This window comes from Flagellimonas okinawensis (assembly GCF_029194005.1).
Taxonomy (GTDB): Bacteria; Bacteroidota; Bacteroidia; order Flavobacteriales; family Flavobacteriaceae; genus Flagellimonas; species Flagellimonas okinawensis.
In genome coordinates this window covers 159915-182058 of the sequence record NZ_JARFVA010000002.1, presented here as the reverse complement: position 1 = coordinate 182058, position 22144 = coordinate 159915, and the positions used below count along the sequence as shown (strand labels likewise).

20 protein-coding genes are annotated in these 22144 nt (G+C 41.3%); 12 read left to right on the top strand and 8 right to left on the bottom strand.

The window, feature by feature from the left end; all coding sequences use genetic code 11:
- Nucleotides 1-26: 26 nt before the first annotated feature.
- The 6 genes from PY091_RS06710 (at nucleotide 27) to PY091_RS06685 (ending at nucleotide 7931) form a co-directional block, all read left to right on the top strand.
- Nucleotides 27-3449 carry a hypothetical protein gene (locus tag PY091_RS06710; RefSeq protein ID WP_275648938.1) on the top strand — a complete coding sequence of 1141 codons (3423 nt, stop codon included), beginning with the start codon at nucleotides 27-29 and terminating at the stop codon, nucleotides 3447-3449.
- Nucleotides 3442-3861, top strand: coding sequence for an rRNA maturation RNase YbeY (gene ybeY / locus PY091_RS06705; RefSeq protein ID WP_275648937.1), 420 nt, complete (start codon nucleotides 3442-3444; stop codon nucleotides 3859-3861). Before PY091_RS06710 ends, ybeY begins: the two co-directional genes overlap by 8 nt.
- A gap of 2 nt (nucleotides 3862-3863) precedes the next feature.
- Nucleotides 3864-5732: a tRNA uridine-5-carboxymethylaminomethyl(34) synthesis enzyme MnmG gene (gene mnmG, locus PY091_RS06700; protein WP_275648936.1), complete on the top strand. Its 1869-nt coding sequence runs from the start codon at nucleotides 3864-3866 to the stop codon at nucleotides 5730-5732.
- A 97-nt stretch (nucleotides 5733-5829) separates the two neighbouring features.
- Entirely contained in the window at nucleotides 5830-6375 is a 546-nt protein-coding gene (locus PY091_RS06695) for a hypothetical protein (RefSeq protein WP_275648935.1), read from the top strand.
- A complete protein-coding gene (locus PY091_RS06690) occupies nucleotides 6353-7183 on the top strand; it encodes a class I SAM-dependent methyltransferase (protein WP_275648934.1) in 831 nt (276 codons plus the stop codon). Before PY091_RS06695 ends, PY091_RS06690 begins: the two co-directional genes overlap by 23 nt.
- A 241-nt stretch (nucleotides 7184-7424) precedes the next feature.
- Nucleotides 7425-7931 carry an OmpH/Skp family outer membrane protein gene (locus tag PY091_RS06685; RefSeq protein WP_275648933.1) on the top strand — a complete coding sequence of 169 codons (507 nt, stop codon included), beginning with the start codon at nucleotides 7425-7427 and terminating at the stop codon, nucleotides 7929-7931.
- Between the two features lie 56 nt (nucleotides 7932-7987).
- Here PY091_RS06685 and PY091_RS06680 read toward each other — a convergent pair whose 3' ends face one another.
- Genes PY091_RS06680 through PY091_RS06660 form a run of 5 tightly spaced genes read right to left on the bottom strand, consistent with a single transcriptional unit; the run spans nucleotide 7988 to nucleotide 10797 of the window.
- A complete protein-coding gene (locus PY091_RS06680; protein ID WP_275648932.1) occupies nucleotides 7988-8563 on the bottom strand; it encodes a DUF7010 family protein in 576 nt (191 codons plus the stop codon).
- A gap of 17 nt (nucleotides 8564-8580) precedes the next feature.
- Complete coding sequence (locus PY091_RS06675) at nucleotides 8581-8763, bottom strand: hypothetical protein (RefSeq protein ID WP_275648931.1); 183 nt, start codon at nucleotides 8761-8763, stop codon at nucleotides 8581-8583.
- A 9-nt stretch (nucleotides 8764-8772) separates the two neighbouring features.
- A complete protein-coding gene (locus tag PY091_RS06670) occupies nucleotides 8773-9222 on the bottom strand; it encodes a hypothetical protein (RefSeq protein WP_275648930.1) in 450 nt (149 codons plus the stop codon).
- 13 nt (nucleotides 9223-9235) lie between these two features.
- Nucleotides 9236-9631, bottom strand: a complete 396-nt coding sequence (locus tag PY091_RS06665) for a DoxX family protein (RefSeq protein ID WP_275648929.1) — start codon at nucleotides 9629-9631, stop codon at nucleotides 9236-9238.
- 14 nt (nucleotides 9632-9645) lie between these two features.
- Nucleotides 9646-10797 carry a DNA polymerase III subunit gene (locus PY091_RS06660; protein WP_275649435.1) on the bottom strand — a complete coding sequence of 384 codons (1152 nt, stop codon included), beginning with the start codon at nucleotides 10795-10797 and terminating at the stop codon, nucleotides 9646-9648.
- A 182-nt stretch (nucleotides 10798-10979) separates the two neighbouring features.
- On the opposite strand from PY091_RS06660, the gene PY091_RS06655 reads away from it, so the two are divergent.
- The 3 genes from PY091_RS06655 to PY091_RS06645 all read left to right on the top strand — a co-directional run bounded on the left by PY091_RS06655 (nucleotide 10980) and on the right by PY091_RS06645 (nucleotide 14907).
- The gene (locus PY091_RS06655; protein ID WP_275648928.1) at nucleotides 10980-12170 is read left to right on the top strand and encodes a phosphoglycerate kinase; all 1191 of its coding nucleotides are present in this window, start codon (nucleotides 10980-10982) and stop codon (nucleotides 12168-12170) included.
- 118 nt (nucleotides 12171-12288) lie between these two features.
- Complete coding sequence (locus PY091_RS06650; RefSeq protein ID WP_275648927.1) at nucleotides 12289-13893, top strand: LysM peptidoglycan-binding domain-containing protein; 1605 nt, start codon at nucleotides 12289-12291, stop codon at nucleotides 13891-13893.
- A gap of 12 nt (nucleotides 13894-13905) precedes the next feature.
- Nucleotides 13906-14907, top strand: coding sequence for a DUF4837 family protein (locus tag PY091_RS06645; protein ID WP_275648926.1), 1002 nt, complete (start codon nucleotides 13906-13908; stop codon nucleotides 14905-14907).
- Between the two features lie 81 nt (nucleotides 14908-14988).
- Here the strand turns inward: PY091_RS06645 and PY091_RS06640 are convergent, their stop codons facing one another.
- From PY091_RS06640 to PY091_RS06630, 3 genes are all read right to left on the bottom strand, one after another.
- Nucleotides 14989-15159 carry a DUF6747 family protein gene (locus PY091_RS06640; protein WP_275648925.1) on the bottom strand — a complete coding sequence of 57 codons (171 nt, stop codon included), beginning with the start codon at nucleotides 15157-15159 and terminating at the stop codon, nucleotides 14989-14991.
- A gap of 248 nt (nucleotides 15160-15407) precedes the next feature.
- Nucleotides 15408-17453 (bottom strand): OmpA family protein, encoded by a 2046-nt coding sequence (locus tag PY091_RS06635; RefSeq protein WP_275648924.1) that lies wholly within the window; start codon nucleotides 17451-17453, stop codon nucleotides 15408-15410.
- Between the two features lie 218 nt (nucleotides 17454-17671).
- The gene (locus PY091_RS06630; protein WP_275648923.1) at nucleotides 17672-17869 is read right to left on the bottom strand and encodes a twin-arginine translocase TatA/TatE family subunit; all 198 of its coding nucleotides are present in this window, start codon (nucleotides 17867-17869) and stop codon (nucleotides 17672-17674) included.
- A gap of 165 nt (nucleotides 17870-18034) precedes the next feature.
- Here PY091_RS06630 and PY091_RS06625 point away from each other — a divergent pair, with 165 nt between their 5' ends.
- From PY091_RS06625 to PY091_RS06615, 3 genes are read left to right on the top strand one after another with little or no spacing between them, the layout of a single operon-like run.
- The gene (locus PY091_RS06625; RefSeq protein WP_275648922.1) at nucleotides 18035-18904 is read left to right on the top strand and encodes a M23 family metallopeptidase; all 870 of its coding nucleotides are present in this window, start codon (nucleotides 18035-18037) and stop codon (nucleotides 18902-18904) included.
- Nucleotides 18905-20404: a GH3 auxin-responsive promoter family protein gene (locus PY091_RS06620; RefSeq protein WP_275648921.1), complete on the top strand. Its 1500-nt coding sequence runs from the start codon at nucleotides 18905-18907 to the stop codon at nucleotides 20402-20404.
- A gap of 50 nt (nucleotides 20405-20454) precedes the next feature.
- Entirely contained in the window at nucleotides 20455-22143 is a 1689-nt protein-coding gene (locus PY091_RS06615) for a DUF6909 family protein (protein WP_275648920.1), read from the top strand.
- Nucleotide 22144 lies beyond the last annotated feature (1 nt).

The following is a 22144-nucleotide window of genomic DNA, read 5'->3' as shown; positions in this document are numbered from 1 at the left end:
ATTTTGGTAATACTAATACGTGATTTTTGGGCGCATATCAGGACATATTGGCCAAACTGGAGGGCTTTATCAAACGGTTTTATACGAAGCAATTGATAAAGGGTATTTTCTTGTTTCTCACATTGGGAACTCTCTTTTGGATTGCGATAACTTCTTTTGAATACGTGTTATGGCTCAATAATTCATGGAGGTTAATATTGTTTATCCTCTTTATTGTAGTAGAACTGTTCTTGTTATATCGTTACGTACTTGTACCACTGATGTACTTGTTTAAAATACGTAGGGGAATTGATAATAAGGTTGCATCCAGATTAATAGGCAAACATTTCCCTAATGTTGATGATAAATTACTCAATCTTTTGGAGCTATCTGAAAATAGCGAAAAATCGGATTTGTTATTGGCAAGTATTGAGCAAAGGGCATTGAGTTTGGGACAGGTTCCATTCGCTGATGCGGTCAATTTTAAGGAAAGTTATAAATACGCCAAATACATAATTATTCCCATTGCGCTATTTGCTTTTATATGGATAGCTGGGGATATCGTTTCTTTTTTTAATTCCCATAATAGGGTGATGCACTATGATTTGGCATATGAACGGCCAGCCCCATTTTCATTCCAGGTGTTGAATACAGATTTGCAGGTAATGGACAATGAATCTTTGACTGTTCAGGTGAAAACTTATGGTGATGTGCGGCCCGATAATGTTGAAATAGTGATCAATGGTGAGGCACTTTTAATGCAGAATAGGGGGAGTCATTATGAGTATACTTTTCAGCCTCCGATTGCGAATACCAGTTTTTATTTAACTGCAAATGGATGGGATTCCAAAAATTATGACATCTACAGTTTTAGAACCCCGACCTTAGTTGATTTTGTCTTGCAATTGGATTACCCAAAGTACCTTAATTTGATGTCCGAAACAATTTCGGGAACCGGTAATGCGGAAGTCCCGGAAGGCACAAAAGTCACATGGAAAATTAGGGGTGATCATGTAGACAACATTAAAATGATGTCCACGGATACCACTGTCTCTTTAGGTAAGAACAAAGACACTTTTAGCACATCAAAAAGGCTGTTCAACGATTTTAATTATGAACTGAGCACATCGAACAATAGAGTAAAGGATTTTGAAAAACTTGCTTATCGACTTAATGTAATCAAAGATGCCAGGGCTACGGTACAAGTGGAACAAGTATTGGATTCTTTAAATCCAAATGAATCTTATTATAGTGGTCAGGCAGCGGACGATCATGGTTTAAGTGAAATTAGATTGGTTTGCTATCCTTTGGATGATGTAAGCAATACTCAACGAGTTACATTAGAAAGGCCCAATTCAAACGTATATCAGTTCTATTATACTTTTCCTTCAGGATTGACTTTGGACGTTGGTAAAAGGTATAAGTTATTCTTTGAAGTTGTTGATAATGATGGAGTTAGAGGCGGAAAGGTCACAAAAAGCGCTGTATTTAATGCTACTCTTTATGATGATAACGAGTTGAATAACAAACAATTAGAGTTTCAGAATTCTACGTTGAACAAGATGGGCGAGTCCTTAAAGAAGTTTCAGGAACAAGAAAACAGATTATCGGAAATCAACAACTTACAGCGTGAAGAATCTTCCCTAAGCTTTGAAGATAAAAGTCAAATCAAAAATTTCTTGCAACAACAGAAAATGCAAGAGGAATTGATGCAAAAATTTAGTAAGGATCTTAACGAAAGTATCGATAAGAATAGTGAGGACACCGAAATGAAGAAAATGCTTCAGGAAAGATTGGAGCGGCAGGAGGCGGAGGCAAAAAAGAATGCTGCTTTATTGGAGGAGCTTAATAAGATTGCTGATAAGATAGATAAAGAGGATTTACAGAGGCGTTTGGAAGAGTTGGGTAAGAACCAAGGAAAGAATACCCGAAATCTGGAACAGATTGTAGAGTTGACTAAACGGTATTATGTAACAGAAAAGGCCTCGCAATTAGCAAAGGAGTTAGATGATTTAGCTAAACGACAAGAGATCTTGTCGGAGTTAAAGTTGGGTCAAGATTTTTCGGATAAGGAGCAACAAAAGCTCAATGATGAGTTTAAGGGTTTGGAAAAGCAAATCAGGTCGTTAGAGCTGGATAATCAGCAGCTACAAAAGCCACTAAATTTTGATGCGGATAAAAGAAAAACCGAAGCGGTAAAACAAGATCAGGAGAACGCGTTGGAAGAGATAAACAAACATCAAGGATTAGAAGAATCCTCTCAATCAAATGAAAAACAACAAAGAGAAACCAACGCTTCAAAAAAGCAAAAGTCAGCCGCGCAAAAGATGAAGGAAATTAGTGACTCTATGAAATCAAGTGCTATGTCGGGAGGAGCTGAATCCGATGCGGAGGATGCCGAAATGTTACGTCAGATTTTGGACAACCTTGTTACTTTTTCCTTTAAGCAGGAAACTCTTTTTGATAATATTCAAAGTGCTGATGTGGATATTTCCCAATTTTCCAGGACGGTGAAGGATCAACAAAACCTAAGGAGATTATTTGAACATGTGGACGATAGTTTGTTCGCCCTTTCTTTACGAAGGGCTGAGTTATCGGAATTCGTAAATGAACAAATAACCGAGGTCTATTACAATATTGATAAGTCGCTTGAAAGCATAGCTGAGAACCAGATTTATCAAGGAGCCTCATATCAGCAGTATGTAATTAATGCTACCAATTCGCTTGCCGATTTTCTGGCAAATATCCTGGACAATATGCAACAGAATATGAATCCTAGCCAAGGAAGTGGTGGCGAGGGTCAAGATTTTCAACTCCCAGATATCATTAAAGGACAGCAAAGTATTCAGGAAAAAATGAATGGTTCAGGTCAAGAAGGTAAACCATCAAGTGGAGAGGGTCAAGAGAAAGGAGAAAATGAAGGAGGTCAACAAGAAGGTCAACAAGGAAAACAAGGCAAAGGTGAAAATGGAAAGGAAGGGAAAAACGGTAAGAACGGACAAGGTTCTAAAGATGGAGGTCAAGGTCAATCCAATGGCAATGGTTTGGATGAAATGGACCTAAACGAGGTATACGAGATTTACAAGGAACAACAATATTTGCGAGAGAATTTAGAAAGGCAATTGCAAGACATGATGCAGGAATCGGATAAAAACCTTGCCAATAAATTAATTCGGCAAATGGAGGATTTTGAGAACGATTTGTTGGAGAATGGTATAACCGAACGTACCAGAAACAAGGCCAATAATATTCAACATCAGTTAATGAAATTGGAAAATGCTTCCATGGAGCAGGGTGAGAAGAAAGAGCGGGAAAGTAACACTAATGTAAACCAGTATACAAATCCTGTGACCACCAAACCAGAACTGCTTCAAGATTACAGGAATAGCATTGAAATATTAAATAGACAAGCATTACCTTTGCGGCAAAATTTTGAAAAAAAGGTAAAGGTTTATTTCGATAATGATTGAGTTTCATTTTAAAAGTGACTTGCTGATTGACAACAAATCCGAGTATACCGATTGGATAAATAGGGTTATTCTTTCCGAAGGATTTATGGTAGGACAGATTGATTACATTTTTTGTACCGACGAATACTTGTTGGAACTCAACCAAGAGTATTTAAATCACGACACCTTTACGGATATTATCACCTTTGATTATACGGAAGGTAAAACCATATCTGGAGATATTTTTATTTCAACAGACCGGGTAAAAGAGAACGCCGAGGAGTTTAAAGTTGATGTGTTCGAAGAACTTCGCAGGGTAATGAGCCATGGGGTTTTACACCTTGCTGGATATGGTGATAAGGGTGAGATGGAATCTAAGCAGATGCGTATAAAGGAAGATGAAAAGATTAAAATGTTCCACGTGGAACCATAGTTATGTTTGAAAAGGAATATGATGTAATAGTAGTAGGAGGAGGACACGCTGGTGCGGAAGCAACTGCCGCTGCTGCAAATATGGGCTCCAGCACTTTGTTGGTCACAATGAACCTTCAAACGATTGGACAAATGTCCTGTAATCCTGCTATGGGTGGAATTGCAAAGGGACAGATCGTACGTGAAATCGATGCTCTCGGAGGTTACAGTGGTATCGTTACCGACAAGTCCGCCATTCAATTTAAAATGCTGAACAAATCCAAAGGTCCAGCCATGTGGAGTCCCCGGGCACAGAACGACCGTATGCGTTTTGCTGAGGAATGGAGAATGGCATTGGAGAATACTCCGAATGCAGACTTTTATCAAGAGATGGTCAACGGTTTGTTGATAGAAGGAGATAAGGTTGTTGGTGTGAAAACAAGTCTAGGTTTGGAAATTAGGGCCAAAGCAGTCGTGCTTACTAATGGTACTTTTTTGAATGGCCTCATCCATATTGGAGAAAAACAACTGGGTGGTGGTAGAGCTGGTGAAAAGGCCGCTACAGGTATCACAGAACAACTTGTGGACTTAGGGTTTGATAGTGGTAGAATGAAAACAGGGACACCTCCACGAGTGGATGGAAGGTCGTTGGATTATTCCGTAATGATTCCTCAACCTGGTGATGAAAAGCCTGAAAAGTTTTCCTATCTAAATACACCGGTTCTTCAAACTCAACGTGATTGTCATATGACACATACCAGTAAATTGGTACATGATCTTTTACGGGAAGGTTTTGATCGTTCGCCAATGTTCAATGGTAGAATTCAAAGTTTGGGCCCAAGATATTGTCCTTCCATCGAAGATAAAATCAACCGATTTGCAGATAAAGATTCGCACCAAATATTTGTGGAGCCGGAAGGTTGGAACACGGTTGAGGTTTATGTAAATGGCTTTTCAACTTCATTGCCAGAGGATGTCCAATACAAAGCTTTAAAATCTGTAAAGGGATTTGAGCACGTTAAATTCTTTAGACCTGGTTATGCAATCGAGTATGACTATTTTCCACCCACACAGTTGAAACATACTTTAGAGACCAAATTGGTTAGCAACTTATATTTTGCCGGGCAAATTAACGGAACAACCGGATATGAAGAAGCGGCCTCTCAAGGTTTAATGGCAGGTATTAATGCACACTTAAAAATAAACGGTAAAGAACCTTTTATACTAAAAAGGGATGAGGCCTATATTGGGGTTTTGGTGGATGATCTGATCACAAAAGGAACAGAAGAGCCGTACCGTATGTTTACCTCGCGAGCTGAATACCGGACATTATTGCGCCAGGATAATGCAGACTTACGCCTGACACCAAAAGGATATGAAATTGGTTTAGCAAAGGAGGAACGTTTAAAACGGATGGAGGAGAAGATGAGCAAGTCCGATAATTTTGTAGATTTCTTTAAAAAGACCAGCTTCACTACGGACGAAATCAATCCTATTTTGGAGTCTTTGGATTCATCATTGGTAAAGCAATCCGACAAACTGTTCAAAGTGTTTTCTAGGCCAAAAGTTACAATGGACCACATGCTTCAATTAGAATCTGTTTCAGAGTTTGTAAAGGAAAATGATTTGGATACTGAGGTGTTGGAGCAGGCAGAGATACAGGTTAAATATTCCGGTTATATAGAAAAGGAAAAGACGAATGCGGATAAACTTCAGCGTTTAGAGAATGTCCGTATTCCGGATAATTTTGATTATTCTAAACTAAAATCGCTGTCCTATGAAGCGCGGGAGAAGTTGGAGTCCATTCAGCCGGTTACCATATCCCAAGCATCTCGAATTAGTGGTGTTTCTCCTGCCGACATCAGCGTTCTTTTAGTGTATTTAGGTAGATAATCTTATTACTTGTTCCACGTGGAACATTATTTTTGTTACCTGTCTAGCGATTAATGGCTTAGTTTTTGATTTCATAGTTGGCATAACACTAAGCCAGATGAAACAAATTTTGCCAATCCTTTTTATGGCCATCTTTTTGGGTTCATGTATTCCTTTACGAATAGCACCGACTATCAAGGATTATAAATTGACCCAAGGAAAACGTTTTAAAAAGGGACTCCCAAAAAAGAGTGTTTTTGTTTTTGAAGACCCTAAAGAGGCGAATGAGTTTTATGAGTACATCAACACAAAATTTCAGCTTAACGATTATTATGTGGATGTACAAGTTCCTTTTACGGTAGAGGATGAATTTTTTTATTTTTCATTTTATGAAGTGGAGATTCCAACTAAGACCATTAATTTAATTCCTATGGTTTTGGATGTTGCTTTAAACAAATCTGCGGACATGGATCCAATTTTGGAAGAGGCATATTCTTCCCGAATAGGAAATTGGTATATAGCCATCGAGGTTTTTAATGACATAGACAAAGATTGCTTGTCTGAGAATTCAGTTTCAAGAGAAATGGTTTTATCCTATCTTCGGGAATTGAAAAACGAATATTTGGCAACAGATAATTATAATGAAGTTGTTTTTAAAAACTAAAGACTTTTCCGTATCCGGGGAACAGTTCGAATTATTTTGGGATGAAACATTGGATATGTTGGTGACCAAGCCTCAACCCAAAAACCTGGAATCTTATTATGAAAGTGAGGACTATATTTCCCATACCGACTCAAAGTCCTCATTTACAGACAGGTTATATCAACTTGTTAAGCTAAAAAATCTGAGAAATAAGATTCAAATAGTTGATAATCAGATAAATGAAAGAAAAAATTTATTGGATTTAGGGGCTGGTACCGGCGATTTCTTAATTACGGCCCAAGATTTTGGATTTCAAGTAACAGGAGTAGAGCCAAACGACAAAGCAAGAAAGCTTGCTCAAGAAAAGGGCATTGGTCTTTTACCAAACCTACAAGGTGTGTCCGAGCAAAAATTCCAGGCCATTACCCTGTGGCACGTTTTGGAACATCTTCCAAATCTTGATGAACAAATAACAACTTTGGTCAACCTTTTGGAAGAGGATGGAATTTTGGTCTTAGCAGTTCCCAACTATAAATCTTACGATGCCAAATATTATAAATCCCATTGGGCAGCTTTTGATGTTCCAAGACACCTTTGGCATTTTTCAAAAACATCGATTGCAAAACTTTTTTCGCCGCATCAAATGGAGGTGGTACAAATTAAACCAATGTGGTTCGACGCTTTTTATGTTTCCTTGCTCTCTGAAAAATACAAGGGATCAAAATTGTACTTGGTCAAAGCCTTTTTTATCGGACTATGGTCCAATCTAAGCGCTTTGTTCACAAAAGAGCATTCATCTTTAATCTATATTCTTAAAAAGACGAAATAAGCCGTTTTTAAGACCTCTACCGCACAAAAGGCTCTTCGCCCACACCATTCCATTAAAGATAAATTATCCGCTTAAATTGGCCCGTTTCTGAACGCCAACAAAATAAACGGCGCCAATTGTTTTGGTGTTTTGCTATTGATATCCCTTATAGTGCCAAAACAGGCAATTTTGACCTTACAAAAACTTAATGACCTCCTTTAGAAAAGCTTTTCTATTTTTGCCCATCTATAAAAAGTAAAAGATGAAAAAATTAGTAGTACTCGTTATAGCGATTACAGCTGTGGCGTGTCAGCAAAACAAAATTGGATATGTCGATAGTGTAAAGATCATGGACGACTATCAGGCAAAAATTGATGTAGATGCCAGATTCCAGACCAAAGCACAGACCATGACCAGAAAAAGGGACAGTATTTCCCAAGCATTCCAAATGGAACTGCAACAATTCCAGAGCAAGGCGCAGAGCATGTCCCAAAAAAGCGCACAAGAAGAATATTCATTGTTACAACAACGGGGCCAACAGATCGGACAACAACTGCAACAAGAAGAGCAGCAGCTACAACAAAAGAGCCAAGCGGAAATGGATACCTTGGTAAGGACTGTTAAAAAAGAGATCAGAGCCTATGGAAAAGCCAATGGTTACACCTATATCCTGGGTGGAGGAGAAGGTGGTTCCGTAATTTATGGTGATGATGCAAAAGATGTGACCAACGAAATCTTAAAGATTTTAAACGATAAATACGAGAATTAATCTCGATGCATCCAATTAGAATAAAAAAGCCCGCTCAAAGTAGCGGGCTTTTTTTATTATCGTTGTTTTCTTTTGTAGGAGGTAAACATAAATATACCAAAACCTATCTCGAGGATAGAGCCGGATAGCGCAGAAATCGCAGGAGAAGTCTCCAAGAAAAACAGGGCAAAGGCCGAAACTCCCAACAATCCGCCTAAAATCCAATACGTTTTGATACCATATAAGGTCGCGAACGTTAAATATCTTCCACCAATGATCAATAACATGCCCTGGAAGAACCAAGCGTGGTTCTGCAAGGAGAGGAGCAGGGCCAAAGGAATACACATCAACATAAAAATGGTTCCCTCCATAACCAATTTGCCCAAAGGATTTTGATTGGAATGACTACCGCGGATGCCCATCAGTTTGGCCATTATCAATCCTAAAGGATAAATGAGCATGCCACCAAAAAAAAGGGTCCAAATAGCTGACTTAGAAGAAATCAAAAAAGCTGCCGAGGCGGCGACCATCCAAACGGTTCCTGAAGCTAAAACTCCCAGCGAGCCATCTGCATAGCCTTTTCTCAATTCCGATTGTGCATTCAAAAAGGAATCCATAGGAGCCCCGTTCTTTTCTTTAAATTCTTTGTTCATGGTTGTATGCGTAGAAATTATTCTTTGGATTTTTTCTTTCTGTCCAAAATCACCATGACCATGGCAAAGATCAACAGCACATTGGATATCATGCCCCAAATGGAGCTGTTGCCATTTTTCAACTCCATAATATTGAGCACAAATAGCACTAAACTAATTAAGATCACGATTAAAGGGGCGGTTGTATTTTTTCCGAACATGGATTTTGTTTAAAGTTCAATATCGAGTTGTCTGCCTTGTTCTTTTGCTCTTTTGTCCATATTTGACCCCATGGCAAGGCCTATGGACATTCCAACAGGGAGTCCGATGCCCAAAAATGCCATATTTCCTAGACTAACACCCAAAGCAGCACCAATGGGAAGGCCAAAAACCGTCATACCTAAAACAAACCAGGTTTTTTTGAAGTAGTTTTTGGGTACGATTTTCAGTTTCTGGGCAAGGAGCCCAACAATTTTTGATTGTACTTTAACTATTTGAGGGCGAAATGATTTTCCGGTATCGGCTAGAGAATTAAGGTGGCTAATATGTTTATTGATGGCCAACGTAATTTTTTCGGGCAGTTTCTTTTTTTTGATTTCAATGATCAATCGTTGGAACTGCTCGTAAGCACTTTTGGTTTTACCAGTAAGCTCTGGTATATGAACGGGCTCAAGAATCATGGCCAATACTTTTTTACTGAAGCAAATACACCAAAATAATGGTGGGTATCAAGTACACGACAATCGTTTGTGCACCTACATAGTCTTTGGCAACGCGTTGACCTAACAACAGCATCAACAAAGTTATGGCAGAAAGAACTGCTCCGTATAATCCATATACGCTATCGCCATCTATGGCAAACTGAAAAATTCCTACCCCACTGAGTATTCCCGATAGCATTTCCAGTACAAGGATTGTCCCAAGTAGAAATGGGACCACACCTTTGAAGATCGATTTTGAAAAATGGCCGGTCAACCAATCAAGGTTGCCCTTCCAATCCAAAATTTTATCTATTCCACTCTGTAAAAAAGTAATGGTCAAAAACGCCAACAATAGAATTTCCGTGGCATTCGCGAATAAATTGTTCATGGTCGGTATTTAAGTTAAGCGGCCTTGGCATGCAAGAGCCTGGTGAGCTTGATGGAGAGGTCGGTAAATATCAATTTGGAATTTCCGTTACGTTCCACGTGAAAAATGGCCTGCTCCAACTCCTGTACAATATCCAAAATATTGTTCTCATGTACAAAAGGGGCAAATTTGTTCAGGTCAAAACCTTCCATATGCACCTTGGCATAGACTAGCTCATTTGCTTTATAATTGAGCAAAAGCGCTTGCCGCATCATGGTAAGGCAATAGTTTAAAAACTTTTTTTGTACTTCACGACCTGTTTTGGCAACCTCTTCGCTCCACAAAATCAATTCTTGTATGGCACCCTTATTGCCCTTTGCCTTAAAGGCACTGCGCACCCATTGAACAAACCAACGTTCAAAAACCAAATCTTCCGAGTCCTTGTTCAACAGATCCAAGGCCTTGTTAAAATTTCCATTTGCCTCAAGTGCAATGGTCAATGCTTCGGTCTGGGAAACGCCCCTGACCAAAAGTTCATCCGTGATTACCTGTTCCGCCAATGGAGGAAAGTTTAAAATTTGGCACCTGGAACGAATCGTATTGATAATCTGTTCCTCATCTTCTGCCAAAAGAAGCAGTATTGTTTTATTCGGCGGTTCCTCAATCAGTTTTAGTAGTTTATTGGCGGCGGAAATGTTCATTTTTTCGGCCATCCAAACAATGAGCACCTTATATCCGCCCTCGTAAGATTTCAAGGAGAGCTTTTTTACCATGTCCTGGGCTTCATCCACACCGATCTGGCCCTGCTTTTTTTCAATGCCGATATGTCGGTACCAATCGAACAGGTTCCCATAGGGCTGTTCTTTGACAAACTGTCGCCACTCTTCCAAAAAATGATCGCTCACCGCATGTGACTTTACCTTGTCCGAGTTGGAAACAGGAAAGGCAAAGTGAAGGTCGGGATGCGTCAACGAATTACACTTGGTATTGCAGACAATATTGTCACCATCATTTTCTCCACCAGTATTGCTGCAGAGCAAATACTGTGCATAGGCAATCGCCATGGGCAGCACTCCGGAGCCCTCGGGACCAACGAACAATTGTGCGTGGGCCACCCGCCCGGTTTCAGCGGTGGTCACCAAATGGTTTTTAATGTGCTCTAGACCTAAAACATTTTTAAAAAGCATGTTCCAAAGATACATTTTTAAGAGTTGAAGTCTGCCATGGCAACCTTGATCCATAACCAGTAGGTTTAACATATCAAACCCAAAAGGTTAAAAAGCGTGAAACTTTCAAATAATGGGCGCTTCCCGCTACGGAAAAAGCAGGAAATCTTTACATTTGAAATTCTCAAAAAAGAACACACCACATGAAGACGATAGACGATTTTAATTTCGAAGGAAAGAAAGCATTGATCAGAGTTGATTTCAACGTACCATTGGATGGTAATTTCAATGTTACGGACACCAGTAGGATCGATGCCGCAAAACCAACCATTCTAAAGGTTTTGGAAGATGGCGGTTCAGCTGTTTTGATGAGCCATTTGGGCAGACCAAAAGGCAAGGCCAATCCAGACATGTCCCTTTCACATATTGCCGAAACCGTATCCGAGATCATCGGGGTTCAGGTGAAGTTTGTAGAGGATTGTACCGGCCCAAAGGCAGAAGGGGCTGTTGCCGGGTTGCAAAGTGGTGAAGTGCTTTTGTTGGAGAACCTTCGTTTTCATTCAGAGGAAGAGGCAGGTGACGAGTCCTTTGCAGAACAATTGTCCAAATTGGGTGACATTTATGTTAACGACGCCTTTGGCACGGCACACAGGGCGCATGCATCAACAACCATTGTGGCCAAGTTTTTCCCAGAAAACAAATGTTTTGGGTATTTGTTGGCAAAAGAGATAAAAGCCATTGACAAGGTGATGGAAACAGGGGAAAAACCTGTAACCGCTATTTTGGGTGGAGCCAAGGTATCTTCCAAAATCACCATCATAGAGAACATATTGGACAAAGTCGACAACCTCATCATTGGTGGCGGGATGACCTACACGTTTATCAAGGCCCAAGGCGGTAAAGTGGGCGACTCCATCTGTGAGGACGATAAAATGGAATTGGCATTGGAAATCCTTAAGCAGGCCGAGGCAAAAAACGTGAAAGTATACTTGCCGGTTGATGTATTGGCTGCGGATGATTTTGATAATGGCGCCAATACCCAGTTTGTCGATGTCAATGAAATACCTGATGGATGGCAAGGTCTGGACGCAGGTCCAAAAACCTTGGAGATCTTCAAACAGGTAATTTTAGCATCCAAGACCATTCTTTGGAACGGTCCCGTTGGCGTTTTTGAAATGGAAAACTTTGCCAAGGGAACCATAGCTGTAGGTAATTATATCGATGAAGCCACACAAAGTGGAGCATTCTCCCTTGTTGGAGGAGGGGATTCCGTTGCCGCTGTAAAACAGTTCGGATTCGAGGACAAAGTTAGTTATGTGTCGACCGGAGGCGGAGCCATGTTGGAAAGCCTGGAAGGCAAAACCTTGCCCGGAATCGCCGCAATATTGGACTAAGTATCACGTTATGAGTTATTGGGGGAAACGTTAAAAGATGGAGATTTTTGTCTCCCGGTTTTACTATTTCAGAAAAAAAAGCCATTTTAGTTTGCCCCAAAAATCAAACCTTGTCCAGATGAACCAAAAATTGAAAATAGCTGTTTTCGCGGCCCTAATGTCCGCAGCTCCCTATGCAGGTGCGCAACAAGAAGATGCTGCACCGATTTCGGAGAAAGATTCCACTTTGCTTAATGAAGGGGAAAAGACAACTATTGCGGTATCCAACATCAAAATAGATGGCCAGCTAATGGCCTTGGAAACCCATGAGAACGGAAAGTTCAAATTGAGGGACTTGGAAGAGGCCTGGCGTTACGATAGCCTATGGCTGAAGGAACTGTACAGTAATGCGGACCTGTTCAGTGATATGCTGTTGGAGATTCAGAATGGGCCAGGACAAGACTCTATCTTTACTGTAGATCTGCCAACGGATACCCTGAAGGCCCGCTTGGCACGAATGGATGAAAAGACCCCGTTCAACATTACCTATAATTCATCATTGGAGAGCGTGATCAAGTCTTTTTTGACCAGAAGGAGGGATTTGATGCAGCGTATGATGACGGCCAGCCAATTCTACTTTCCATTGTTCGAGCAAGAGTTGGACAACCAAAATATTCCTTTGGAAATCAAATATTTGGCCATTGTGGAATCCGCATTGAACCCCAAGGCAAGATCCAGGGTAGGGGCCAAAGGACTTTGGCAATTTATGTACAGTACGGGCAAAATGTACGGACTGGATGTGAGCAGCTATGTGGACGAGAGGCACGATCCCATTATGGCTACCAAGGCGGCCAGTAAATACCTTTCAAGACTTTACGATATTTTCGGGGATTGGGACTTGGCCCTGGCGGCATATAATTCCGGCCCGGGAAACGTGAACAAGGCCATACGTCGCTCGGGCGGATATGAAAACTATTGGAACATACGGCCATTTCTTCCACGTGAAACTGCGGGCTATCTGCCGGCATTTTTGGCAACCATGTATATTTTTGAATATGCAGAAGAACACGGTCTACAGTATAAAAAAGCCGATCGACCATACTTTGAAACGGACACCGTTCATGTAAAAAACCTGATCACCTTTGACCAAATTTCCAAATTGGTCGACATTGGCAAGGAGGAGCTCGAAATGCTCAACCCGGCCTATAAATTGAACATTATTCCAAAAGTTGAAGGTAAGGATTATGCGTTAAGGTTGCCTGTTTCCAAAATTGGAAAATTTGTTTCCAACGAAGAGGAAATCTATGCCTATGTAAAGAAGGAGCTCGATTCTCTGGAAAAGCCCTTGCCGAATATGGTGACCGCCCAGGACCAGATTCGTTATCGGGTCAAGAGCGGTGATTATTTGGGCAAGATAGCGGAACGTTATGGTGTGGGAGTGAGCCAGATCAAAAGATGGAACGGATTGCGAAGCAACAACCTACGAATTGGTCAACGATTGACTATTTTTCCCCGAAAGCCCTATATCGCGAAGAACACTGCCAAAAGCGCCAACACAAAATCCTCCGGGACCACAGTTGCGGGTTCTTCCAAGATTCATACGGTAAGGTCTGGCGATTCACTTTGGACCATTTCCAAACAATATCCCGGCGTTTCCATTGAAAACTTACGAGAATGGAACGGTATTAGTGGTAATAATCTAAAACCGGGCACAAAACTTAAATTGTGTGATTGTTCTTCGTAAATTTAACTCAAGATGAAAAAATTAGGAACACTATTGATGGCCAGCATTATGTTGGCTTTGGGAGCGTGTAAGGATTCAGGCTCAAACGAAAGATTTCTACCGCCCTCTACGGGGGGTATCAACTCGCTGATGGTTGTAATGGACACCGAACTATGGAGGGGTCCGGTAGGCGAAAAAATAAGGGACGAATTTGCCGCCCAAATCGTTGGGTTGCCCCAAATAGAGCCCAAATTCACCCTTACCCAAGTGCCTCCCAAGGTTTTTAAGGGAACAACAACACATTCCAGATCCATTCTTTATGTGGAAAAGGATTCCGCTTCTTTGGCACATATCCGTGACGATGCCTATTCAAAACCTCAAAAGGTCGCAGTAGTTACCGGCCCTACGGATGAGGTTATGATCAAAAACCTGGATTCTTTGGCCAATCGGGCCATAAAAGAGTTCAAGGCCAATGAGATTGCCGAGGCCCAAAAACGATTTGAACGATCGCTTAGCAAGGATAAGGCTTTGGAGGAAGAGTTTGGCATACATCTCAACGTTCCGTCCCTTTATAAGGTCGGAAGAAGAGAGGACAAGTTTGTTTGGATGGACATTCAGATTCCAAAAGGAACCATGAACATTATCGCTTATGAAATGCCTTGGGACTATTTTAGCAATGACTCCACCTTTGTACAAGATATTGTTCGAATGCGCGACTCCATTGGACAGAAATATATTCCGGGTCCTTATGAGAACACTTATATGATCACGGAAAAGGCATTTGCACCTTATGTATTCCCTGCGGAGATCGGAGGAAAAAAGGCCGCTGAAGTAAAAGGTGTCTGGGAAATACATGGATACCCTATGGCGGGGCCATTTTTAACCTATATCATCAACGATAAGGAGAACAACAGGAAAATGATCGTTGAAGGCTTTACTTTTGCCCCTTCGGAAGCAAAAAGAGATTATATGTTCGAGTTGGAGGCCATCCTTAAAACCATCGATTTCTCGGCCACATCAAATGTGAGCGATTAAAAATGTAGCTCTTTAAATACCCATATAAAACAGAAATGCCCGGAAATCATCCGGGCATTTCTGTTTATGGACTTTATCTTTTTAATCAAAAGCAAAACCTGTAGCAATCCTGTAAACAAAGGCATAGAGCACAATAAAGAACATGATAAAGCTGAACCAGGCAAATATTTTAAAATACTTTTCTACTATAATGTGTCCCAGGTTTCGGAATCCTTCAATGTAAATTTCCTTTATAAGTAATAATCTCTTCATTAGTGTGATTTAAGGTTTAATACGGGTCAAAGTTTTGGTTTTATGTCATCTAAAGGAAAACAAACAGACCAACGGTATCAAAATCAAGGCAAAGGAATTGGTCCAAGGCAAAATATCCGCAAAGCCATTTGTTTGATCGATAAACGGAATGTTGCCCTAGGTTGATGGACGGACGTAAAGATCGATGAAATGCAAAAAACCACTCAAAAAGGTGGTTTACAGACATATTGGAACCGGTAAAAGGTTGATTAATCCTGAATAATGTAAAATTCAGAGCGCCTATTTAAGCGATGCTGTTCGGGTGCGCATGGTGTACCATTGGCACAATCGTTCAACAATCGTTCTTCCCCATACCCTACTGCACTGATTATCCTGGATGGGTCCACACCTTTTGAAATAATGTAGTCCCTTGTAGATTTTGCCCGCCTATCGGAAAGGTATTTATTGTAGGCATTGGGTCCGATGGCATCGGTATGAGATTCTATTTTTAAGGTAAGCTCTTTGTTTTTGTTCAATACAGAAACTAGTTTGTCCAGTTCTTCTGCAGAACCTTGGGTAATCTCAAAACTGTCGAAATCAAAGTAAACATTGTTGGGCTCAAAAACTTCTTCTTCAGACTCCGTGTTTCTATGTTCCCTCAAATATTGGGACACTTCAATTTTTTCATTCTCCTTTGTTGTCACGGCAAGACTGTCTTTTTCAAAACCCTCTTTTTGCGCCAGTACGGAATAATCGCTGGTTGGGTCTAAATACCTAAAACTGTATTTACCCTCGGTATTCGCTAAAGCTTCGTTGACAATAGAACCATGTTTGTCCAGCAACGTCAATTTAGCCTCTTCAATAGGTTCTCCGGTAGTAGCCTGCTGTACAGTTCCGGTTATCTCGTTTTGGTTGAGCGTGTAAGCAAAAGAGTAGATGTCGTCATCTCCCTTGCCTCCTTTTCGGTTAGATGCGAAATAGCCTTTGGTTCCTTCCTGATCAATGATATAGGAGAAATCGTCCCGATTGCTATTTATCGGACTTCCCAAATTTATGCCCACGCTGAACATTTCATCGGACCCTTCGGATTTGTAGATATCAAGACCTCCAAAACCCATGGCCCGGTCCGAAGAAAAATAGAGGGCGTTTTCCGTTACGTAAGGGAACATTTCCTTTGCATCGGTGTTCACCGTGCGCCCAAGGTTTTTAGGCTCGGAGAAGGTTCCGTTTTCAAGGATATCGACCACATAAATGTCCGTTTGTCCAAAGCCTCCTGGCCTATCCGACACAAAATACATTTTTGAGCCGTCCTTACTGATGGTCGGGTGGCCCGTGGAGAAGTTTTCACTATTGAATGGAAGTTCCACAGCTTTGGTCCAATCGCCATCAACATATTGCGAACGGTATATTTTTAAGTGATTGATTCCATTTTTCCCCCTTTTCAATCGTTTACCATAATTGTTCCTTGTAAAATAGATGGTTTTCTGATCTGGGGAAAAGGCCAATGAAGCCTCATGATATTTTGTGTTTATGTTTTTGGAGAATTTACGGGACCCGTAAAGGTCACCTTCGTCGTTCTTTCGTTTGGATACATAAAGATCTAGAAAAGGCTGGTTGGTCCATTTATATTTCCTTGTGGTGAAAATAGAAGAATCCTTTGCAGAGGCGTATACGATATCAGAACCATGGAACATGGGGGAAAAATCGGAATATTGGGAGTTGATCACCAAGTTTTTGATTTTCACGTTCACGGCACCTTTCCAAGTCGGCACGTTCAATTTTTTCAATTCCTTCAAGGGTTCATCCCTTTTTTGTCTCAGGAGTTTCGTCAAAGCTGCAGCTCTGCGATATTTCCCTGTTCCTTTCAAGGTCTGTGTAAACTTATAGAAGGTGTCTTCCCGCATGTCGTCTTGGTACCTTTGGTACAGTTCATTGTACCACGTATAGGACTTTTCCAGGTTGCCACTGTAATAATGGGAGTCTCCAGCTTTGGTCAGCAAGGACGGTGTGTGCTCGGCTTCCGTTTTTTCGAGTACCAGATCAAACACCCTTGCAGCTTCGGCGTACCACATTTTATCGAAATACTCATCCCCTTTTTCGATGAGTTTTTCTGCGGCGCCTTTTTTTCTGAGTTGTTTGGCGAGGTTTTTTTCACTAAGCCCATCAAGTTGGGCAACGTATTCATCGGACAGGGTACTGTTGGATCTGTCAGTGCCAATGGTAGGGGTCCCGTCCGCATAATCGGATAGGGCCAGCTCTTGGGCATTTATACCAAAAGAGCACACGAAAACAACAAGCAAGATCAGTCTATTCATTACCACGTCATCTGCACAAATGTACCATCGGGGTACACTTGGAGGTTAAGCATAGGTGGCTTAACAGTTTAGTTTGAACCGCTAAAATATAATATGGTAAGTGGGGCAATAATTTTTTGTTGTGAAAGAATGGATTTATGGCGTTGAAAGCTTAAAAAATGTGGTCGTTGGTCGAAAACCTTTTGTGCCACAGTACTTTTCAGGCCATAAAAAACCTGTTAGGATTTGGATTCCTTACCTCCGCTTTCCAGTTTTTCATCCTCTTTGGTAGCGTCCTTGAATTCTTTGATCCCGCTTCCAAGTCCTCTCATGAGCTCAGGTATTTTTTTACCTCCAAACAGTAGAACAACCGCCAAGACAATCAAAACGATCTGCCAAGGACCTAGCATACCAAGAAATATAGTTTGAGCAATCATATCTTCAAAACTTTTGTTAGAAATGTAAAAGTACTAAAAAGATGTGGAAGAGTGCATTCGATTAACGAAAATTAGCATTTGAGAATGATTTTTAGGAACTTATCGCTTTCAGCTTTTTAAAAAGCTTAACATGCATATTAAAATCTAAGACTATCTTTGTTCATCATGGCAAAGGATAAAAAGAAAAGAAAGGAGATCAAACGCAAGCTGCTGCACAAGTACCGCTTGGTGATTCTCAATGAAAGCACCTTTGAGGAAAAGATTTCCTTTAAACTGAACCGGCTCAACGTATTTGTGACCGGCACCATGTTCATCATTGTTTTGATCGGTCTGACCACTTTGATCATCGCATTTACCCCATTAAGGGAATATATTCCAGGATATTCTTCCACTAAGCTAAAACGGCAGGCCACGGAATTGACCTATAAAACGGATTCCTTGGTCACCGTGCTCAACTATACCAATCGGTATTTGGATAATGTGAGAAAGGTGTTGCGTGGCGATATCGAAAACAACCAAACCAATAGGGATTCTCTATTTGAGCAGTACAAACTGGATCCAGCTTCGGTGGACCTTACCCCGATAAGACAGGACCTATTGCTGCGCGAAGAAGTGGAACTGGAGGATAAATACAATCTTTTTGAAAGGGACGTGGAGAATTTGGGAACCCTGTTTTTTTCCCCGGTAAATGGAACGCTTTCACAAGGGTTCGACCAAAAGACAAAACATTATGCCGTTGATTTGGTCGCGCCGAGGGAGACACCGGTAAAATCCATAGCGGATGGAACGGTTCTTTTTGCCGAATGGACAACCGAAACAGGTTATGTGATCATCATCGAACACCAAGAAGGTATGACCTCGGTATACAAGCACAATGGTTCCTTGAGCAAAGCACAGGGAGATCTGGTAAAAGCAGGGGAAGTTATCGCTTCCATAGGGAATACCGGAGAACTTACCACAGGACCACACTTACACTTTGAACTTTGGAGAAAGGGGAAACCGGTAAATCCCCAAAACTATATTGATTTTAATTAAATGTCCTTAAAAGCATTTGCAGCAAAAATATTTGCGAACCGAATAGCCAAAAAAACCGAAAAGTGGGTCAACCAGCCCGTAAAAACTCAACAAAAGGTTTTTAATAAGTTGGTCCAAAACGGAAAGCAGACCATTTTTGGCAAGGACCACAATTTTGATTCCATTAGCTCCCATCAAGATTTTGTGGAACGTGTGCCCATCCGGGATTACGAAGAGCTCAAGGGATATGTTGCACAAATCATTGAAGGAAGGGAAGATGTGCTATGGCCAGGAAAACCGATTTATTTTGCCAAAACATCGGGAACCACTTCTGGCGCCAAATATATTCCCATTACAAAACCATCCATTAAAAACCAGGTAGAGGCATCCAGGAATGCTATTCTCAACTACATTCACGAAACAGGCAAGGCTGATTTTGTTGATGGACGGATGATCTTTCTACAGGGAAGTCCGGAGCTAGAAGAAAAAAACGGAATCAAACTCGGCAGACTCTCTGGAATCTCCGCACATTATGTGCCCAATTATCTCCAAAAAAACCGTTTGCCCAGTTGGGAGACCAACTGCATAGAGGATTGGGAGACCAAAGTGGACAAGATAGTAGAGGAAACAGAAAAGGAAAACATGACCGTTATAGCAGGTATCCCTTCCTGGGTGCAGATGTATTTTGAAAAGCTGCATTCGAAAACGGGAAAGAAGGTGGGAGAGCTCTTCAAGGATTTCCAATTGTTCATTTACGGGGGAGTGAATTACGAGCCATACCGAGCCAAATTTGAAAACCTGATAGGCCGAAAAGTTGACAGTATTGAACTTTTCCCCGCCAGTGAAGGATTTTTTGCCTACCAAGACTCCCAAAGCGAAAAAGGCATGCTTTTACTTTTGGATGCCGGAATATTTTATGAGTTCGTAAGAGCGGACGAGTTTTTTGATGAAAACCCTAAGAGGTTGACCATTGCAGATGTGGAATTGGATGTGGATTACGCCATGGTCATCTCCACCAATGCCGGATTATGGGGCTACAATCTAGGGGATACCGTTCGGTTTATTTCCAAGGACCCATATAAAATTGTGGTTTCTGGAAGGATCAAGCACTTTATTTCAGCTTTTGGGGAACACGTAATCGCCAAAGAAGTGGAAGAAGCACTCAGGCTTGCGGTTGAACAAACGGATGCTTTGGTCAATGAATTTACCGTTGCTCCGCAGACCAGTCCGGAAGAGGGGGAACTGCCCTATCACGAATGGTTCATCGAGTTTGAGCGGGAGCCATCGGATATGGCTAAATTCTGTGAGATCATCGAGGACAGCATGAAGAAGCAGAACAGTTATTATTTTGACCTGATCGATGGAAATATCCTTCAACCTTTAAAGATTACCAGGGTAAAACCAAATGGTTTTCAAGATTATATGAAAACTATAGGTAAATTGGGAGGGCAGAATAAGGTGCAGCGCCTTGCCAACGACCGTAAAGTGGCGGACAGGCTACAAACCTTTAAAATAAGTTGACATAGTTCAGCTTTATTTTCATAGGAATTCACTTATTTTTGCCAGAAGATATGATGGCAACAGAAGTAAAACAGACTACTAGGGCACAGGAGTCCACCAATGCAATTGAGCGTTTGTACATCACCATGCGCCATTTGCTCAACCGAGGGTTTTATAAACCATCCGGTGTATCCGGAAACGCCCTCCGAAGTGCATTACTATTGCTCCGGCCCGAAATCTATGGAACCATTGCTGAGGATAAGGCAGAGCTCAATGGTCTTATCTATGTGTTGGAACGCTTGCCCGAAGGCATCGAGGAATGTCGGTTCATCAATTTAACTTCGGATGAGGGTTTCGCCAAATCACACCTTCAACCCATTGTTCCGCCAAAAAGAAGAAGAAACTGCTACAGGATAGATGATGAGCAGATGAATATCGAAATCACACGTGGAAGAAGTGATATTTACGATATTTTGACCCACCTGACATTTTTGTTCGTGGAGTCGGGCAAGATCTGTAGAAGGGTCTTGGTCGATAATGGAAATGCGACAATTCGCGATTGGGACAAGCTTACCGAGTTTGTGCTTACAGAAGAAAAGGACAACGATGAAAGGGAGGTAGCCCTGATCCATTGTGCAAATATCTTGGGCAGGACCTTTGATGAGGTGGTGGATATCACAAACAAACTCAAGACCCCGGAGGACCCTGATCGTTTCTTAAATGTAATCTATTGGTTGGGAAAACTTGCCATTGAGGAAGAGACAACCGGTAATAAAAGAACCATCACTTTCAGTCCTCTTTTAAGGGAGCGTTTGGGACACCACTTGCACGGAGAAAAGTGGGCTGATAAAATCAAAGCCACTTTAAAGAAAAACAACCTTATCCATAGGCCTTTGCATATTATAAGTGCAAACATGCACAGTGTAATGAACTCACTTTTCGCAAAAAAGGCCTTGGCGCAGGAGTTTCCTGATAGTGAATCCCTGGATATCTATGAAGCGCTTGGATCAGAGAAGCACAAGGCACTCAACAAAAAGGTGAAAAGCCATGCAGAAAAGAACGGTATGACCTTTTTAGATGACGAATCGGGAGCGAACATTGATGTGCAGATTTTTGATACGGCCAAGTTCGGAAAGCAAAGTTGTTGTTATAAGTTGCCCGAAGACATTTCACAGGAAGAAAAACCCGTTATATTTGTTATGGACTATGCCTTTGGAGAACAGGCATATGAGACCATTGATGAGTTGCTGAAACCACTTGAAGAAGGTGGCGAGAAGATTTTCCTTAATGTAGATTCGGTGTCCATTATGGGCAAGGCAGGAATATTGGATGGAGGTAAGGGAGACCTTATGATTCCTTCCGCACATATTTTTGAAGGAACAGCGGACAACTATCCCTTTAACAATGAACTATGTGCCTCCGATTTCAAGGATCATGGGCTCAAGGTTATGGAAGGCACCATGGTTACGGTATTGGGCACATCGTTGCAGAACAGGGACATTCTCCAATTTTTCCATGAATCCACATGGAATGTGATCGGGCTGGAAATGGAAGGGGTACATTATCAAAAAGCGATACAATCGGCCTCACAGATTAGAAAAAGCATAAAAAAAGATGTGAAGGTGCGTTATGCGTACTACGCATCGGATAATCCTTTAGAAACTGGAAGCACATTGGCTTCGGGCGGATTAGGAACTACAGGGGTTAAACCCACATATTTAATAACAGATAGAATTTTAAAACAAATATTCAATTCATAGG

Bases quoted from the DNA above. Each gene is read 5' to 3' on its own strand.
- PY091_RS06660 (WP_275649435.1), bottom strand. From the start codon at position 10,797: ATGCTTTTTAAAAATGTTTTAGGTCTAGAGCACATTAAAAACCATTTG.
- PY091_RS06685 (WP_275648933.1), top strand. From the start codon at position 7,425: ATGAAAAAATTAGTAGTACTCGTTATAGCGATTACAGCTGTGGCGTGT.
- PY091_RS06650 (WP_275648927.1), top strand. From the start codon at position 12,289: ATGAACCAAAAATTGAAAATAGCTGTTTTCGCGGCCCTAATGTCCGCA.
- PY091_RS06640 (WP_275648925.1), bottom strand. From the start codon at position 15,159: ATGAAGAGATTATTACTTATAAAGGAAATTTACATTGAAGGATTCCGA.
- PY091_RS06615 (WP_275648920.1), top strand. From the start codon at position 20,455: ATGATGGCAACAGAAGTAAAACAGACTACTAGGGCACAGGAGTCCACC.
- mnmG (WP_275648936.1), top strand. From the start codon at position 3,864: ATGTTTGAAAAGGAATATGATGTAATAGTAGTAGGAGGAGGACACGCT.
- PY091_RS06655 (WP_275648928.1), top strand. From the start codon at position 10,980: ATGAAGACGATAGACGATTTTAATTTCGAAGGAAAGAAAGCATTGATC.
- PY091_RS06690 (WP_275648934.1), top strand. From the start codon at position 6,353: ATGAAGTTGTTTTTAAAAACTAAAGACTTTTCCGTATCCGGGGAACAG.
- PY091_RS06675 (WP_275648931.1), bottom strand. From the start codon at position 8,763: ATGTTCGGAAAAAATACAACCGCCCCTTTAATCGTGATCTTAATTAGT.
- PY091_RS06625 (WP_275648922.1), top strand. From the start codon at position 18,035: ATGGCAAAGGATAAAAAGAAAAGAAAGGAGATCAAACGCAAGCTGCTG.
- PY091_RS06670 (WP_275648930.1), bottom strand. From the start codon at position 9,222: ATGATTCTTGAGCCCGTTCATATACCAGAGCTTACTGGTAAAACCAAA.
- PY091_RS06635 (WP_275648924.1), bottom strand. From the start codon at position 17,453: ATGAATAGACTGATCTTGCTTGTTGTTTTCGTGTGCTCTTTTGGTATA.
- PY091_RS06665 (WP_275648929.1), bottom strand. From the start codon at position 9,631: ATGAACAATTTATTCGCGAATGCCACGGAAATTCTATTGTTGGCGTTT.
- PY091_RS06630 (WP_275648923.1), bottom strand. From the start codon at position 17,869: ATGATTGCTCAAACTATATTTCTTGGTATGCTAGGTCCTTGGCAGATC.
- PY091_RS06695 (WP_275648935.1), top strand. From the start codon at position 5,830: ATGAAACAAATTTTGCCAATCCTTTTTATGGCCATCTTTTTGGGTTCA.
- ybeY (WP_275648937.1), top strand. From the start codon at position 3,442: ATGATTGAGTTTCATTTTAAAAGTGACTTGCTGATTGACAACAAATCC.
- PY091_RS06645 (WP_275648926.1), top strand. From the start codon at position 13,906: ATGAAAAAATTAGGAACACTATTGATGGCCAGCATTATGTTGGCTTTG.
- PY091_RS06620 (WP_275648921.1), top strand. From the start codon at position 18,905: ATGTCCTTAAAAGCATTTGCAGCAAAAATATTTGCGAACCGAATAGCC.
- PY091_RS06680 (WP_275648932.1), bottom strand. From the start codon at position 8,563: ATGAACAAAGAATTTAAAGAAAAGAACGGGGCTCCTATGGATTCCTTT.